Origin of the sequence: Terriglobus roseus (genome assembly GCF_900105625.1) — a bacterium.
In the GTDB taxonomy this organism is placed as follows: domain Bacteria; phylum Acidobacteriota; class Terriglobia; order Terriglobales; family Acidobacteriaceae; genus Terriglobus; species Terriglobus roseus_B.
This window is the reverse complement of record NZ_FNSD01000001.1, coordinates 3,381,536-3,397,825: the sequence shown is the minus strand read 5'-3', so window position 1 is coordinate 3,397,825 and position 16,290 is coordinate 3,381,536. Positions and strand designations below refer to the sequence as shown.

The window sequence follows — 16,290 nt, the reverse complement described above, 5'->3', positions numbered from 1 at the left end:
CGACGTTCGAACCGCCCACGGATTGTCATCCTGAGCGGAACGAAGCGCAGCGGAGAGTGGTCGAAGGACCTGCATTCTGCCTGTCGAACCGCAAATGTGTGCGGCAATGCGACACCGTTCGCTGCCACTCCCATTTGCAGCGCGACAGGCAAAATGCAGGTCCTTCGACTTCGCGACGCTCAGGATGACAACTTTTCAGGATGAACAAGCTCGTGCCGCAAGCGACAGCCAGACAACGACCAGCCCTGTCGCTGCCGCTGCTCTTCGCCCCAGTCTTCCTCGCCATCGTCGCACTCCACGCCACGCTCCTCCGCCTCCCCTACTTCTGGGATGAAGGCGGCTACTATATCCCCGCAGCATGGGACTTCTTCCGACTCGGCACGCTGATTCCCGAGACCACGATGCGCAATGCGCATCCACCACTTCCCTCGGTGCTGCTCGCGGCATGGTGGAAGATCGCGGGCTTTCACATCCTCAGCACGCGCATCTTCGTCTGCCTGGTGACGACCTTTGCGCTGCTGGCAGTCTTCCGCCTGGCGCGCATGTTCGCGGGTGATGCAGCCGCGCTGGCTGTGATGATTCTCACCGCCATCTACCCGGTCTGGTTCGCACAGAGCACCTTGGCACATGCTGATATCTTCGCGGCCGCCTTCACACTCTGGGCGCTCACCTTCTACGCAGACCGGCGTGGCTGGACGCTTGAGGGACAGGCGCGCAGCACTTCGACCAACGCGATTGCGATGGCCGTGCTGTTTACTCTGGCATGCCTCGCCAAGGAAACCGCCATCGTTATTCCGGCGGCGCTCTTCTGCTTCGAATTCATGCTGCTGGCGGATCGCAGTCCGGCAGTCCTGCGTCGCATCAAGGCAGAGCTTCCGGAGTTCCAGTCACCAGATGCCGTGCCCGAACATCACCTTGCGTGGCGGGTTCTTTTCGCACTCGTGACACCCGCCATTTTTCTTGCGCTCTGGTACGCGTATCACCATCACAAGACAGGCTTCACCTTCGGCAACCCGGAGTTTCTCCGCTACAACGCCACGGCCAACATGTCGGTCCAGCGCATCATGCTGTCGCTCAGGCACCGCCTGGTGCACCTGACCGTCCACATGAACCTGTACCTGCCAATGCTGGCGATGAGCGCAGTCTTCCTTCTGCCTTCGCGCTATGAAGAAGGCCGTCGATTTCTCCCGGTGCCGGCGCTGCGCATGATCTTCGTTCTTCTTGTTGCCCAGTGGATTGCGTTTTCGATTCTTGGTGGCGCGCTGCTGACGCGCTATCTGTTACCCGCCTATCCGTTGCTGCTAATCGTCTGCGTTGCCGCATGGAAGAGTCGGGTACGTTTGTGGCCTGGCATCGCTGTACTGGCGCTGTTGGGGTTCGCGATTGGATGCGAGGTCAACCCGCCCTATCCCTTCGCTCCCGAGGACAATCTCAGCTACCGCGACATGATCGTCGTCCATCAGCATGCGATCCAGGCGCTGCAGGCGAATTTTCCCGGCGCTACCGTACTGACGGCATGGCCCGTGCTCGCTGACCTGCAGCGACCAGAACTCGGTTACCTGCAGATGCCGATGCGCACCACCCCCATCGACAACTTCTCTGCAGCGGAGATTGCCAAGGCCGCCTCCAACGCGGGGTCTTTCGATACAGCGCTGGTCTTCTCTACGAAGTACGATCCGCCACCCGGTGGCCTGAACCTGGCTGGCACCAGTCGCCGGGACGACAAGCGCTTCTACGACTACCACCAGGACATGCTGCCCGGCGAAGTGGCGCGTGCGCTTGGCGGTAAGGTCGTATGGCAGGAAGACCGCAACGGCGAGTGGGCGGCCGTGCTGTACTTCCCGCGCAGCTATGACGTCCGCCTGATCGCTCCCGGCAGGCTGCCACGCTAGCCCAGGCGCCGCGCAAACTATAATCGCCTCGATGCGTCTTGCACCTTTTTTCCGGCGATCGGTCGCCGCAGCCCTGCTCGTTCTGCCCGCCGTCATGGCGCACGCGCAAACGGATGTGGCCGGGGGACGGGTCGTCCTGGTGCTGCCTTTTGACAATCGCTCCGGACAGGCAAACATCGATTGGATCGGCGAATCCTTCGCAAACACACTGAACGCGCGCCTGCGTTCCGCGGGCTTTCTGACGATCTCGCGCGACGACCGCGTCTACGCGCTGGATCACCTCGGTCTGCCCACTGGTTTCCGGCCGTCACGCGCCAGCACCATCCGCATTGCGCAGACGCTGGACGCGCAGTTCGTCATCGTCGGCAACTACACACTGAAGGACGGTACCGTGACCGCCCAGGCGCAGGTGCTGGAGGTGAACCAGCTTCGCATGTCACAACCGCTGGAACAGAGCGCTGGTCTGCCGCGCCTGCTGGATGTCGAAAATAACATCGCGTGGCTGAGCGCGCGAGGCATGGATCCGAAGTTCGCCGTGGCCCAGAACACCTTCCAGGCAGCCTCTGCAGGGTTGAAACTGGACGCGTATGAAAGCTACATCCGGGGCATCACTGCAACGACAGACGACGAGCGTTTGAAACGTCTCAAGACAGCGGTCGAATTGTCTCCAAACAACGCAGATGCCCTGCTGGCACTAGGCAAAACCGAGTTCGCCGACGGCAACTATGAAGGTGCTGCAGCCGTGCTCGCAAAGGTCCCTGCGAACGACCCGCTGGCGCTTGAAGCCGGCTTCTATCGTGGACTGGCCAGCTTCAACAACGCGCACTATGCGGAAGCGGAAGCAGCCTTCGCTGCGGTGAGCGTCAAGCTCCCGCTGCCTGAGGTGACCAACAATCAGGGCGTCGCCATGGCCCGTCAGCGCAAAGACGCAACGGCACTGCTGCAGCGCGCCTCCATGGCCGATCCTCAGGATGCCGACTATCACTTCAACATAGCCGTCGCTCTTCGCCGCCGCGGCGACAACGTCCACGCAAAGACGGAGATCGACCAGGCTCTGAAGCGCCGTCCGAACGATGCAGAAGCGAAGCAGTTGCTGGGGGTAATCAGCGGTGCCGTGCCTCCGCCGCCGGGCTTCGATCCGCAGGAGCGTATCCGCCGCACCTACTCCGAAGCCGCATTCCGGCAAGCCGCCTTCCAGATCGACCAGTTGCGTGCCGCCCGGCTCGCCACGCTACCGCCAGCACAGCAAGCCACGGAATATACACAGGCAGGGCAGGACTACCTGAATCAGGGCCTCGTCCTTGAGGCAGAGCGGGAGTTCCAGTCAGCGCTGTCTGCCGATCCGCAGTCAGCTGCTGGACACCTCGGACTCGCCACCGTGCGCGAGCGCTCCGGCAACGCCGACGATGCACGCAAAGAAGCGCAGGCAAGCCTCGCCAGCAAGCCGAGCGCGGCCGCATACCTACTGCTTGCCCGCATTGACTTCAGCGCCAATCAGACGTCTGCTGCGGCGATGGACATCAGCAACGCGCTGCGCCTGGAGCCGTCCAACGCGGCTGCGCTCAACATGAAAAACTCCTTCCAGTCGCGTGGAATCACCATACCGTGACTATCAATCCCTTACGGTCAGGCCTTTTCGCTTTCCTTACATTGGTCGCCGGCATTACCCCCCGCGCCATCGCAGCTCCCCGCCCACCTGCAACCCACGTTGACTCCATAGCGCTGCATGACTCACTGCAGCCCGTACGTGCCCGGACATTTGCCGCAGCTATCGACCAGGCCAATCACGATGGGGCAGTCGCAGTACTGGTCGCCTTGAGTACGCCCGGGGGCATGGATTCAGCTGCAGACATCATGGTGGCAGCGATGCGCAATTCGCGCGTCCCCATCATCGTGTGGGTCGACTCGCCACGCTCGCGCGTCACCGGCGAGGGTCTGCGTCTGCTTGCAGAGGCTGATGTTGCCCTGATGCATCCCGGAGCGCGCCTAAGCCCTCTGTGGACGGAACCCACTCGCGGGATCTCCGACACTGCCCATGCGGCCGGCAGCGCACGACTCGCAGCCAATTTGGGCGGAAGTCTGACCGCGCACGGCCGCAGTCTGAACCTAGTCACAGAGCTCTCCACCGGGAACCACTGGTTCCCCTCCGATGAGGCTCTCACTGCGGGCTTAATCGATGGAACGGCGACACTTCCAGCAGATGCCCTACGATTCGCGGGCAGCCACCCGATCCATCGCCGTTCCGGCATTGTCAACGTGCCCGAACTCGCCACCTCCGGACTCACCCCAATCAACAGCAGTTCCAGGGACGCCTTACTTCTGTCCCTGATGAATCCGGATCTGGCCGTGCTGCTGCTGACGCTGGGCCTGCTACTGATTTACCTGGAGATCAATACCCCCGGCACCATCGTCCCGGGTGCTGCCGGCCTCACGCTGGTCTTGCTGGCCGCCTACGGCCTGCACATGCTCCCACTGAATGGTGGCGGCGTACTGCTGTGCGTGCTGGCGGCTGTGCTGCTGTTGTGGGAAGCCCGCGTCCCAAGGAACGGAGTCGTGGCCGTACTCGGCGTGGGTTCACTGGCGATCGGACTCGGCCTGCTGGTACGCGGTCCTGTACCTGCTCTGGCCGTGAGCTGGGGAACCGCGATCGGCGCGGGTTTCGGCTTTGGCGGTGTCACAGCATGCCTTCTGGTCCTGGGTGCGCAGGCGCGCCGCGCCAAGGTGAAGACTGGATCAGAGGCGATGCTAGGGTGGCTCGCAGTCGCTCAAACCGCACTCGCCCCTGAGGGTCAGATTCTTGTCCGCGGTGAGCTCTGGCAGGCCCGCCTCACGAGCAATGTCTCCTTTGTGGCTGCGGGTGACCGCGTCAAGGTGCTGCGAGCGGACGGCCTGACGCTGGAAGTGACTGCTGTTCCACTCACCCAGTTTCCCTGAGATGCGGAATCCTGGCCGGGTACCCGGAAAGTTACCGGCGGTCCTGATGAGCGGCAGGTTCTTTTGTCGATTCGCTCCGTCCATCGAATACGCGCAATCTGGATACACCCGGGCGCCGTTGCTCTCAAGTAAACTGGACAGAGCCGGTGCACGCACCCGGCGCGAGGTCTTGCAGTTGATGCTAAAGCGGTACGCTTCCCTTCTTGCCATTCTCCCCGCCCTGTTGGCTTCTTCGCCCCTGGCCCTGCACGCGCAGGACACGACAGCTGCGCAAACGCGCGCCCAACGGGTGCTGTCGCACTTCGACATTGGTGTCTCAGGCATCGCCTTCTTCACGAAGGATGTCAGCGGCACCGTCGCCAGCAGTTCCTACGGGAAGAACTACAACTTCACCCAGAGCGCCAGTTCAGCAGCCGGAGTGATCGCAACAATCCGTGGGCAGAAGTCTCCCTGGAAGGGCTTCGAAGTGAATTACGGCTACGGCCGTACGACCGAAAGCTATACCTGCTGCAACGTCAGCAGTACGACCGGCGCTTACATCGGACCGTTTCAAAGCCAGGCGACCGCCAGCGAATACACCGCCGGTTACCTGGTACGGCCCGACACGAAGATCTTCGGCTTCCAGCCCTATGTCGCGGTCGGTGCCGGTGTTTACGAGTTCAAGCCGACGCTGAACGGTGGTCAGGGGCTGCAGACGCAGGCACGCGCCGCCTACTACTATTCGGTCGGCGCTGAAGATATGATCTCGCCTTCGTTCGGCATTCGCGCCGGATTCCGGCAGCTCTACTACAAGGCGCCCGACTTCGGCCAGAACTACCTGAAGATCACCAAGACCACCTTCACCTCTGAGCCGATGGTCGGCGTCTTCTATCACTTCTAAAGACTGGTTACGGAGCGTCCCATGTTAGGCGATTCGGATGACGATGTAACCCTGCGAGGCAGACGCGTGGACGACCGCCGAGGTGCCGATCTTCATGAAGCACCGGCCGACCGCGAGGTAACACTCAATACAGGAACCGTGCTGGCGCTATTCTTCACGCTGGCGCTGGTCTGCGCCGTCTTCTTTGGCTTCGGCTATTCCATGGGTCGGAAGTCAGGCCAGTCCGCTGCGGTCAGCAACGATAGCAGCAGCACGGCTACAGCTGCTGACACCACGGCCCCAAACCCGAGCAGCTTCAAGCCAACGCCCGGCTCTCCTGTTGTCCAACCCGTCCCCGGATACCAGTCCTCGGAAGCAAATGACACCCCCTCCAAAGCGACTGCTCCGGCTCCGGTGAAGGCGACGCCAGTGGCCCCTGCTCAAGCTCCGGGGACGGTCGATCCCGCGTCGACCGTCACTCGCAAGCCAGTCGTGAATCCCGACGCGGCGATCGTCGGATCTCCGAAACCAGCGCCCGTCGTTCGCACTCCGCCAGCCGCAGCGCCACCTGTGACGACGTACAACAGCGCGGCACCCACCACTGGCATGACCTATGTGCAGATCGCCGCAGTCAGCCATCCGGAAGATGCCGACGTGCTGCTGAGCGCGCTACAGCGGCGCGGCTACAAGGTAATCGCCCGGAATGACACGAACGACAAGCTGATCCATGTGCAGATCGGGCCGTTCACCGATCGCAAGCAGGCGGAAGCGACCCGGCAGAAGCTGATCGGCGACGGGTACAACGCTTTCCTGAAATAAGACCGCTCCAACCCCATGACCGCGTGCACACGTCGCGCCCTTAAGGCGTGGGATTCAGAGTTGAGCTGCGCGGGGAAACCTGCGGGCGCTGAACAGCGGTAGGAACTTACTCCGCCGAAGCATCCAGCGGTCGCATCGAGTCCGGCAAGGCTGCTGCGATCTCCCCGCGTACTGCGGCGATAAACTCGGCCCGATTTCTGAACATGGCCGGATCGACCGCTGGCAGAAACTCCACACGCGCCACGCCTGGATAGACCTTTGCAGACCCCTTGTGCATCATGCTCTCTGTCCCGGAGATCGCCACCGGCACAATGAGCGCGCCAGTCGATTGCGAGAGATGAAATGGCCCGGCCTTGAACGCCTGCAGCCGCCCTGTGCGCGACCGTGTCCCTTCCGCAAAAATAAGCATCGACAGGCCGCCACGAATCACTTCGGCAGCGTAGCGAATTGACCGAATGCCCGCATCGCGACCGCCCTCGCGATCAACAGGCACATACTTTGCCATCTGCCAGGCCTTGCCGATGACGGGAATCTTCAGCAGCTCCGCCTTCAGCATGATGCTCGGTTCACCCGGGATCAGCGGCACCATCAGCGGCGGGTCAAGGTTCGACACATGATTCGGCACGAAGATGCAGGGCCGGTCCGGAATGTTGTCCCGGCCTACCTGCTCCACGCGAATACCCGCGGCTCGGAAGCCAGCCGAGCAGATCCACTTACCCACCCGATACATCGGCTTGATATCGCCTGTTAGAAACGTCCAGGGAATCATCACTAGCCCGGCTGGTATCCCAAGTCCGGCAAATGCCAGCACCATCTTGATTGCAGCCCACATCAGCTTGCCTTCAGCGACGAAGACACTTCAATGGCCCTCGGAAGTTTGTTGTAGATATCACCAAAGCCGCCGTTGGAAAGAATCGCGACAACGTCTCCGCGTTGTAGTTCCGGCGCCAACGCTGCGGAGATTGCATCAGCATCGGCCAGCAGTTGCGCGGGCACGCCGGCGAGATTCAGCGCACCCACTACTGCTGCAGGATGTAGCCGCTCGTCTACCGGAATGTTCTCGCTCTGGTAGACCTCGGCGAGGATCACACGGTCCGCAATCGCCAGACTTTCGATCAGCTCGCGCTCAAAGACATTCCGCCGGAGCGTGTTCGAGCGTGGCTCAAGCACTGCGATCAGTCTGCGCCCCGGATAGGATCCGCGCAGCGCACGCAGGGTCTCGCGAATGGCCGTGGGATGGTGCGCGAAGTCGTCGATGACTGTAATGCCATCAATCTCGGCTCGCACCTCAAGGCGGCGCTTCACACTGCGGAAGGTCTTCAAGGCCTCCGCGATCGAAGCAGCGTCCAAACCCTGCCCTGCAGCCAGTGCAGCGGCAGCCGAAGCGTTCAGAGCGTTGTGCTCGCCCGCCATCGGCAGCTCAAGTTCAGCGAAGAACTCTCCCTGCCGCATCAACTTCCAGCGTGAGACTGCACCCGCCTGAAAATCCATCAATCGCCAGAAGGAAGCTTCTTTAAAACCGTATCGTTCGACGGGGCAGAAGGCCTTCGCAACGCACTCGCTGACATTCTCGCTACCGTCGAAGGCGACCAGCCGGCCGCGCCGCGGAATCAGGTTCACCAGCCGCTTGAAGGCCGTCTTCACCTGGTCGAGATCCTTGTAGATATCCGCGTGATCGAACTCAACGTGCGTCAGGATCGCCGCGTCCGGGAAGTAGTGCAGGAACTTCGGCCCCTTGTCGAAGAAGGCCGTATCGTACTCATCGCCTTCCAATAGGAAAGGGCGTGTCTCACGCACGGCGAAGCTGTTGCCGAAGTTCTCCGCAACGCCACCAATCAGGAATGACGGTGCAAGCGCAGGGACCTTGCGCGACGCGACCTCGTAGATCCACGCCAGCATGCTGGTCGTCGTGGTCTTGCCATGCGTACCCGTCACGACCAGGGATTCGCGGCCACGCAGAAACTCATCGTGGATCAGCGCTGCCATGCTCGTAAAAGGCACGCGACGGTCCAGCACAGCCTCAAGTTCCACGTTGCCGCGTGAGATCGCGTTGCCGATGACGACAAGGTCTGGCGCCGGCTCGAGGTGCGCGGCATCGTAGGGCTGCATGGGTTCAATACCCATGGCACGAAGCTGGTCGCTCATGGGCGGATACGCCGCCGCATCCGATCCGGTGACACGGTGGCCCTGCCCCTGCAGCATGCCAGCCAGCGACGCCATCGCCGTGCCGCAGATGCCGATCAGGTGAATATGTTTTGCGTTTCTTGCTGTACTCTCGCCAACCATCGGTCTCTACTTTACTGCCGCGGGCGTGAACTCAACCGCTGCTTCCAGGATTTGCAGCGAAGCCAGTTCGGTACATTGCAGACGCGCGCGCACGCCTAATGGCAGGGTGACATTCGGCGCGTTCACATGGCCGCTCTGCAGGCCGATCGCGATAGGCCCGTTGAAGTCACGCAGATTATGAAGGAGAGCCTTCTCAAGCAACTCATGCTCAGCCGCATCGTCGGCACACTGCGCCATGTCGCCAAAGACGATGCCCTTGACCCGATCAAGCAGGCCCGCGTACCGCAGGTGCAGCATCATGCGATCCCACTGGTACGGCTTAGTGCCCACTTCTTCTACGAAGAGGATGATGTCGCCCTCCGGCATCGCCATCGCATAGGGCGTGCCTAATGACTCCACCAGCAGCGCCAGGCATCCGCCATACAGCGTGCCTTCCACGGTCTCGCCCGCGCGCAACACGCGCATTCCCTCCCGCTCGTTTAAGTCCCACGGCTCCGTGCGCTCAAGCGCATGACGCCAGCTGCGCAGATCCACACCCTCCGCCAGCACATCACCCCGCGCAAAGTCCGGCGAGATCATCGGCGCATAAAACGTATGCAAATCACACACCTGCGCGAACCAAAGGTGCAACGTCGTGTGATCGCTGAAGCCGAGAAACGGCTTCGGATTCGCCTTGATCAATGCCGCATCCAGGTGCGGAAGGAGTTCGGCCGCCCCCCAACCGCCGCGCGTGCAGATGATGGCATCGATTGCAGGATCGGCGAAAGCGGCATGCAGATCCGCAACTCGCGCGGCAGTATCGCCCGCGTAGTAGAGTGGCCCGCTTGTGAGCGCGGAAGGATAGAGCACAGGTTCGTACCCCAGCGACGCAAACCGCTCCATGCCCTTGCGGACCAGTGGTTCTTTCGGCGTGCTCGCAGGCGACACCACCGCGACGCGAGCGTCGGCCTTCAACGCCTTTGGTCGAATCATGATGCAAGCCCCTGCAAACTTACCTCGCCCTTGCAGACGATTTCCGCCGGGCCGGTCAGCATCAACTGATCTCCCTCGTTCCACACGACCTGTTGGGCGCCACCGAGAGAACTCGCGGTTAGAGAGCGATCGCAGCCACGCAGCACGATGCTGGCTGCAGCGGAAGCACTCGTGCCGGTGCCCGACGACTGCGTCGGCCCAACGCCGCGCTCGAAGATGCGAAAGGCAATCTCACTCTTCGAGACCACCTGGACGAATTCGACGTTTGTGCCCTTCGGGAAATCCTCGTGCGTGCAAATCATGGCGCCGAGCTCTTCCCAGCCCAGACCGTGCGAGTGGAAACCGGGGTGGTCCGTGAAGATCACAAAATGCGGATTGCCCACATCGACCACAGCACCGGCAACCTCGCCAACGCCCTCGACGATCACGGTCTGCTCGTACACCTTGGGAATGCCCATCGAGGTCTGGATGAGGAAATGCTCCTCATGCTCGCCATCGCCGCACTCGACCACTCGGCACTGCTTTGTGCCGCCAGGAGTCCTCATGGTTGTGTCACGCAGACCCTCGCTATACGCAAGCCATGCTGCGACACAACGCGTGCCATTGCCGGACAACTCTGCTTCCGAGCCGTCTGCGTTGAAGAGTCGCAGGAAGAAAGTCCCATCCTCTTTACGAGCGAGGAACTCCACGCCGTCCGCGCCCACGCTGTAGTTGCGCGAGCAGAGCAGCCGCGCCATCGCAGCATGATTGTTGTTTGCCAGTGTCTCTTCGACCACTAGAAAATCATTGCCGCACGCATGCGCCTTCACAAACGGAATCATCGCGTTCCTCCGAACATGGTGCTGCGATACACCCGGGCGCAGCCCTGTCCGCTGTTACAGATCACTTCAAGCTCCGAGAGACCTTCCGGATGCGCAGCAACAGCCTTGGCCACCGGATCGCCGTCAATTGCGATTACCAGCTGCGCATACCGTGCGGGCTGCTGGCTTGCCAGGTCGAAGCTCTGGGAGTCCAGCGGACTCACCAGACGGCGAAGCGGAATGCCTGCGTCCTGCACGGCGCCCATGTGATCGTTGGTGTTGAACATGATGGTCGCGCCCGGACCGGCGTCGCGCATCTCCTTTGCCAGTGTGGTCTCAAACGGGATGCGTGTAATCGAGTTCATCACGCCTTCCTCAAAGACCAGCGGCGTTGCGGTTAGCCACTTCGGGATTTTTGCGTTCTCACCACGAATGCGTTGCAGCATCGTGCCAAACGTCCCCATCATCGCGATCACGTTGACGACAATGCAGACCAGCACCACGAAGAAGAAGAGATCCGCCTGCTTCTTGCTGCGCGCGCGAAGCCAGCGTTCGACAGCAGCCAGTAGCACTACTGTGAAGATCGTCAGTGCGGGCAACAACTCCATTCCGTAACGAGAGTTGTAGTACGAGCCGGGGTAGAGCTGCGGAATGAACATGGGAACGTGACCCCATGCGATGGAGTACACGTAGAACGGCAGCGGCAGCCACAGCAGCAGCACAACGCGCGAGAGCCGTTGCTTCCACGCCATCCACGCACCCACCAGTGCGGCAAACATGACACCAAAGCCCAGTTCATAGGCCACTGCGTCGACCTGCGCGGCACGCGTGAAATAAATCAGCGCCCAGCCAGGATGATGCATGCCGCGTCGCGGTGCCGAGCCTGCGGGCGTCGTCTTTTCTTCAATCGCCTTCGCGGAGTACGGCCCACGCATGAAGTCGAGCCAGTCATGCTGATAGATGGCGTTGTATGTGAACCACAACGCGGGTCCCAGCGCCGAGAGCACGGTCATCACCAGCAAGCTCGTTCTGGTCGCCTGCTTCGTCGCATCGCTGGAACGCCACCACGCCAGCGTCAGTGCGAGCCAGATGGCGGCGCCCAGAACCCAGCCGTCATAGCGCGTGAAGACCATCGCCATGGTCAGCAGGCCACTCAGCAACATGCGTGTCTTCGCGGTCCCTATCCTGTTCGCACCAAGCGCTTCGATTGCCTCATAGGCAACGACGATGGACCATAGCAAGAGTGCGAGAAACAGCGGCTCTGTCATCGCCGTGGACGACAGGTACAGCAGGTTCGGATTCAGCGCAAAGAACGCCGTCGCCGCGAACGCCCACGTCGGCGTGACCAATTTGCGCGCCAGGGCGTAACACCCAGCGTTACCCATCACATAAGCGGCCAGCGAAGGCCACGCGCCCGCAATGCCGTTCTGCCACCAATCCATGCGTTGCACAAACGGCAGTATCAGCAGGTGCGGCAGCGGGAGCCACACGCCTCCCAGTTGGGCAAGGCCCGGATAGCGCGCATCGAGAATGCGACGTGCAATTCCCAGGTGCGCAACCGCGTCGCCATAGAGCAACATCCATCCACGCGATGCCGAAACCAGCAGCGCGAGGAAGGCGAGAATCACCGAAGCCAGCGCGATCGGCATAATCTCCTGCCGGGTTGCTGGATAGACCGTGTTCGGATCGTGCTGTACCCGCTTCGGCATGGGCCTGCGCGCCACTGTGCGCGGTGTGGGCAACGGCTGACCGGAAAGAGTCTTACGCGGCATCGAGATCCAAATGCGAGATCTGGCGGAAGAGGCCGAAACGCTCATCGATCTCTTCACGTGTTGTATTTTCGAGGCGTTCCGTACCGAATCGCTCGACGGCAAAGGATCCCATCACACCGCCATAAAACAGTGCCGTGCGGAAGACCCGCGGTGTCAGCTTCGGCTGCGATGCGATGTAGCCATAGAAGCCGCCAGCAAATGAATCGCCCGCGCCCGTGGGATCGACGACCGTCTCAATCGGCAGCGCCGGCGCGCGGAAAGGCACCAGGCTCGACTCACCGTCTTCGAACGAACGATCGCTGAAGAAAGCTGTCGCGCCATACTCGCCATGCTTGATGACGAGCGACTTCGGCCCCATCGCCATGACCTTCTTCGCCGCGGTGACGAGGTTATGCTCACCCGTCAACAGGCGTGCCTCACCGTCATTGATGATCAGGATGTCTTCTTCGGCGAGCACCCTGTCCAGGCTCGCGCGATGGTCCGCGATCCAGTAGTTCATGGTGTCGCCCGCAACCATCTTCACATCCGGCAGAGCCTGCCGCACACGAAGCTGCAACACCGGATCGATGTTCGCGAGGAAGAGATAGTCCGAATCCTTATAACTGCCCGGGATCTTCGGATCGAACGAGCCGAAGACATTCAGATCCGTTCCCAGCGTCTTCGCCTCGCCCATCGTGCCTTCATAGCTGCCAGTCCAGTGGAAGGACAAACCATCTGCATGCTCGATGCCGCTGGTGTCGATGCCCTTCTTCGTCATCACGGCCTCATGCTCAGGCAGGAAGTCCTTACCGACAACGCCAACAACGCGGACATCCGTGAAGAAGCTCGCAGCAAGCGAAAAGTGAGTCGCAGCGCCGCCAAGAATCTTGTTCTTCTGACCGCTTGGCGTGGTCAAAGTATCAAATGCTACAGAGCCAACTACAAGAATGGACAAATCCTTACCTCGTTGCTCTCGTTGTTCTCGTTCGGACCGCTTATGATCGCGGATCAGCACGCATTGATTCGGAGAGTTTGCTGCGCATACGCGCCACTCAAACAAAGTGACTCTATGCCGTCGTAGTCTTCCTGGCTGAGATAGCCAAGCCTGAGAGGGAGGATCAACTGAGTTTGTAACTCTGCTGACGAACCCCTCGCAATGGTGATGAAATGCGCGAAATTACGTCTCGATGCACGCGCCGAACCCTCAGCAATGTTACTCGGGATAGAGACCGAATACCGTCGCATCTGGGATGTGAACTCGTAGATTTCGGGTCGTGGAAGCTCTTCGAGAACCGATATACATCCACGGTCAAGTCCATCCCGCGCTGCCAGACTTCCAAATCACGAATTGACTGCGCCATGTCACCCTACCCCGAGAGAAACGAGAGCAACGAACAACGAGAGCAACGATCTACTTGTCGTACTTATCCAGAAAAATCGCCAACCTCTCCCGTGTCGCAGCCGGGATCATCGACTTGTCGGTCATAATCGCCCACTGCAACGCAGTTGCGACCGGCGTGCCACTGTTGTCTTTCGGCAAGGCCTTTACCGCACCAGTCAGCACACGCTGTGCATTTGCGGAGTTCTCATGGACGACCTTGATGACCTGCTCAACGGTCACGTCGTCATGACCTTCGTACCAGCAGTCGTAGTCGGTGACCATGGCCAGCGTCGCGTAGCTGATCTCGGCTTCGCGGGCCAGCTTTGCTTCCTGCAGGTTGGTCATGCCGATGACGTCCGCACCCCAGCTGCGGTACAGGTTGGATTCTGCGCGGGTGCTGAACTGAGGTCCTTCCATGTTGACGTACGTGCCACCCAGCTTGCCGACGACGCCAGCCTCCTTGCAGCCCTGCTCAAACGCCTTCGCTGCAACGGCGCAGACAGGGTCGCCAAAGGCAACGTGACCCACGATGCCTTCGCCGAAGAAGGTTGCGTTGCGAGCGAACGTGCGGTCGATGAACTGGTCGGGGATCACAAAGTCGGTGGGCTTGTGCTCGGCCTTCAGGGAACCAACCGCCGAGATCGAGAGGATGAACGACACGCCCAGCTTCTTCATCGCGTAGATGTTTGCGCGGAAGTTGAGCTCTGTGGGCAGGATGCGATGACCGCGGCCGTGACGCGCCAGAAAGGCGACCTTCCGACCTTCCAGGGTGCCGAGCACGATGGTCTCGGAAGGATCACCAAACGGCGTCTCCACCTTGACCTCACTGGTGTCTGTCAGTCCCGGCATGTTGTACAAACCGCTGCCGCCAATGATGCCGATCTCTGCCTGTGCCACGTACGTTCTCCTTGATGTTATTCGTTGCGTTCTTATTGTGCGATCTGGTGTTTTGCTTCGAGGACTGCGCGGGGAATACCAATGCCCGGCAGCAGCGATCGCAGGCCCATCGTCAGCTCATGTTGCGGCACCTTCGATAGGCCCGCCTGCATAAGCGGCCCCCGCCCCTGCGCCTCGCGATACTTCGTCTCCAACTGCGTTGCGATACCGCGCTCGTAGCCTTCACTGATAAAGACGCCGGTATCGTCCAGCGACAGCCACACATCGCCTTCAGAGGTGTTGAAGAGCATGTGGTCATCGTCGCCGTTGGGCAGGTCAACCTTCTTCAACGAGCTGTATTTTCGCGGCAACTGTCCTGCATACACCTTCAGGAAACTTCGCGCGGAATCGCGGTTTTGCCATTGCGAAAAATAGATAGTTCCGATGGAAGCACGCGTCTGCTTCGCTGCGGGCGAAGCATTGCGCCGCTGCGCTGCGTAATAGATACCGCCGCTCCATGCCTCCGCCAGCGGTCCTGCCATGTTCTGGCCGCCGAACAGCTCGGTGATGATGCGAACATCCAGCTCGCCCATCACACCCACGTCGTACGGCTCCCAGTCCTTGTCCAGCAAGCCATGAATGTCCGGCATGGTCAGCACCGGCACGGGCTTCTTCGCAAGGTAATCCTGCGGATGCATCACCTCGTGGGACGAAGCGGGCGGACGGTCGAGCGCACCGGCGAAGGCGACATCGACACCTCGTGCCTGAAGCAACTGCTGCTCAAAGCCAAGACCCGCACCATAGGGAAACAGCAAGGATTCCTGCAACAGCAAAGGGGCGCGCGCGAGGATCGGCGAGCTTGCAGTATCGCTCGCCATTTCGCGCATGCGGTCCCCAACCTCCGGCGAATCGATCAACGTCCTGCCAGTGTCTTTCAACTCGTAGTCGACGAAGACGGCCATCGCCTGGCCTTCCGTCACACTCTCACGGGCGGTCGCTGCCTCATCCAGTTGAATGTGCCGGTTGTCATCGCCAGCATTTTTGCTGATGTCGGTCGGACCGGGCGAGCCCCACTTGTCGAGGTGTACGCGGTCGTCCTGCACGGCATGCGTCAGTTCATGTGCTAGCACGGACTTCTGCTCATCGGGCTTGACCCAGTCCAGCATGTTCACGGTGCGTGTCTTCGGCTCGTAATACGCGGCCACCTGCTCCGTCAGCAGGCTTAGGAGAAAAGGCTTCAAGGCAAAGTCTGGTTCCAGCAAGCCGAACTTCTTCAGTACCAGTTCGCTGCGCTCCAGGCGCTTGGCTCCCTCATCGTCGTTCATCTTCGACCGCAGTTCGCGCTGCACCTGGTCGCGCGTCAGCAGCTTCCGCTTCACCGGACGGGAGGCCTTCAGGTGCGAATCCTTCGCAACAAATGCCAGGATTTCGTCGACTGAGCGGAAGAGCTCTGCCGCCTGGTCTTTGGTCATGGGCGTATTGGATTCGCTCAGGCCCGACTTGCTGTCTGTTGTAGCAGTCGCAGGCGGCGGGTTGACGGGGGCGGCGGGCGGCGGCTGAACCGTCTGCGCAGGAATCGCGACAGCAGCGACCAGGACGGCGGCAGCAAAGATTGGCAGTTGGAGACGGCAGGCGCGCTTCAAGACAGTAGCAACTCCGGTGGGACGCGAGCGGCGCGCGGGCGGCGGACCGTCGCGGAACCTATAATCCAGTGTACGGG

The 16,290-nt window shown here is 61.0% G+C and carries 14 protein-coding genes; 5 read left to right on the top strand and 9 right to left on the bottom strand.

The features are described 5' to 3' along the window. The first annotated feature begins 200 nt into the window (after positions 1-200). The 5 genes from BLW03_RS14040 to BLW03_RS14020 all read left to right on the top strand — a co-directional run bounded on the left by BLW03_RS14040 (position 201) and on the right by BLW03_RS14020 (position 6,504). The gene (locus tag BLW03_RS14040) at positions 201-1,892 is read left to right on the top strand and encodes an ArnT family glycosyltransferase (protein WP_074654636.1); all 1,692 of its coding nucleotides are present in this window, start codon (positions 201-203) and stop codon (positions 1,890-1,892) included. 31 nt (positions 1,893-1,923) lie between these two features. Beyond that, complete coding sequence (locus BLW03_RS14035; RefSeq protein ID WP_074654635.1) at positions 1,924-3,501, top strand: tetratricopeptide repeat protein; 1,578 nt, start codon at positions 1,924-1,926, stop codon at positions 3,499-3,501. Next, entirely contained in the window at positions 3,498-4,826 is a 1,329-nt protein-coding gene (locus tag BLW03_RS14030) for an NfeD family protein (protein WP_139285207.1), read from the top strand. The genes BLW03_RS14035 and BLW03_RS14030 overlap by 4 nt, the downstream gene beginning before the upstream one ends. Positions 4,827-5,049: 223 nt before the next feature. Beyond that, a complete protein-coding gene (locus BLW03_RS14025; protein WP_212733200.1) occupies positions 5,050-5,706 on the top strand; it encodes an outer membrane protein in 657 nt (218 codons plus the stop codon). Between the two features lie 21 nt (positions 5,707-5,727). Beyond that, the gene (locus BLW03_RS14020) at positions 5,728-6,504 is read left to right on the top strand and encodes an SPOR domain-containing protein (RefSeq protein WP_074654632.1); all 777 of its coding nucleotides are present in this window, start codon (positions 5,728-5,730) and stop codon (positions 6,502-6,504) included. A gap of 106 nt (positions 6,505-6,610) precedes the next feature. Here BLW03_RS14020 and BLW03_RS14015 read toward each other — a convergent pair whose 3' ends face one another. The 9 genes from BLW03_RS14015 to BLW03_RS13975 all read right to left on the bottom strand — a co-directional run bounded on the left by BLW03_RS14015 (position 6,611) and on the right by BLW03_RS13975 (position 16,213). Continuing rightward, positions 6,611-7,336: a lysophospholipid acyltransferase family protein gene (locus tag BLW03_RS14015; protein ID WP_074654631.1), complete on the bottom strand. Its 726-nt coding sequence runs from the start codon at positions 7,334-7,336 to the stop codon at positions 6,611-6,613. After that, positions 7,336-8,790 carry a UDP-N-acetylmuramate:L-alanyl-gamma-D-glutamyl-meso-diaminopimelate ligase gene (gene mpl / locus BLW03_RS14010; RefSeq protein ID WP_074654630.1) on the bottom strand — a complete coding sequence of 485 codons (1,455 nt, stop codon included), beginning with the start codon at positions 8,788-8,790 and terminating at the stop codon, positions 7,336-7,338. The genes BLW03_RS14015 and mpl overlap by 1 nt, the downstream gene beginning before the upstream one ends. Before the next feature lie 6 nt (positions 8,791-8,796). Then, the gene (locus BLW03_RS14005; RefSeq protein ID WP_074654629.1) at positions 8,797-9,762 is read right to left on the bottom strand and encodes a S66 peptidase family protein; all 966 of its coding nucleotides are present in this window, start codon (positions 9,760-9,762) and stop codon (positions 8,797-8,799) included. Then, a complete protein-coding gene (gene dapF / locus BLW03_RS14000; protein WP_074654628.1) occupies positions 9,759-10,583 on the bottom strand; it encodes a diaminopimelate epimerase in 825 nt (274 codons plus the stop codon). The genes BLW03_RS14005 and dapF overlap by 4 nt, the downstream gene beginning before the upstream one ends. Then, on the bottom strand, positions 10,580-12,334 hold the full coding sequence (locus tag BLW03_RS13995) for a hypothetical protein (RefSeq protein ID WP_074654627.1): 1,755 nt from the start codon (positions 12,332-12,334) through the stop codon (positions 10,580-10,582). Before BLW03_RS13995 ends, dapF begins: the two co-directional genes overlap by 4 nt. Next, positions 12,324-13,268, bottom strand: coding sequence for a PfkB family carbohydrate kinase (locus tag BLW03_RS13990; RefSeq protein WP_074654626.1), 945 nt, complete (start codon positions 13,266-13,268; stop codon positions 12,324-12,326). Before BLW03_RS13990 ends, BLW03_RS13995 begins: the two co-directional genes overlap by 11 nt. 53 nt (positions 13,269-13,321) lie before the next feature. Further along, positions 13,322-13,612 (bottom strand): four helix bundle protein, encoded by a 291-nt coding sequence (locus tag BLW03_RS21360; protein WP_432279826.1) that lies wholly within the window; start codon positions 13,610-13,612, stop codon positions 13,322-13,324. Positions 13,613-13,724: 112 nt separating this feature from the next. Next, positions 13,725-14,591, bottom strand: coding sequence for an S-methyl-5'-thioadenosine phosphorylase (gene mtnP, locus BLW03_RS13980; protein WP_074654625.1), 867 nt, complete (start codon positions 14,589-14,591; stop codon positions 13,725-13,727). 32 nt (positions 14,592-14,623) lie between these two features. Next, positions 14,624-16,213, bottom strand: a complete 1,590-nt coding sequence (locus BLW03_RS13975) for a hypothetical protein (protein ID WP_074654624.1) — start codon at positions 16,211-16,213, stop codon at positions 14,624-14,626. Positions 16,214-16,290: the final 77 nt, after the last annotated feature.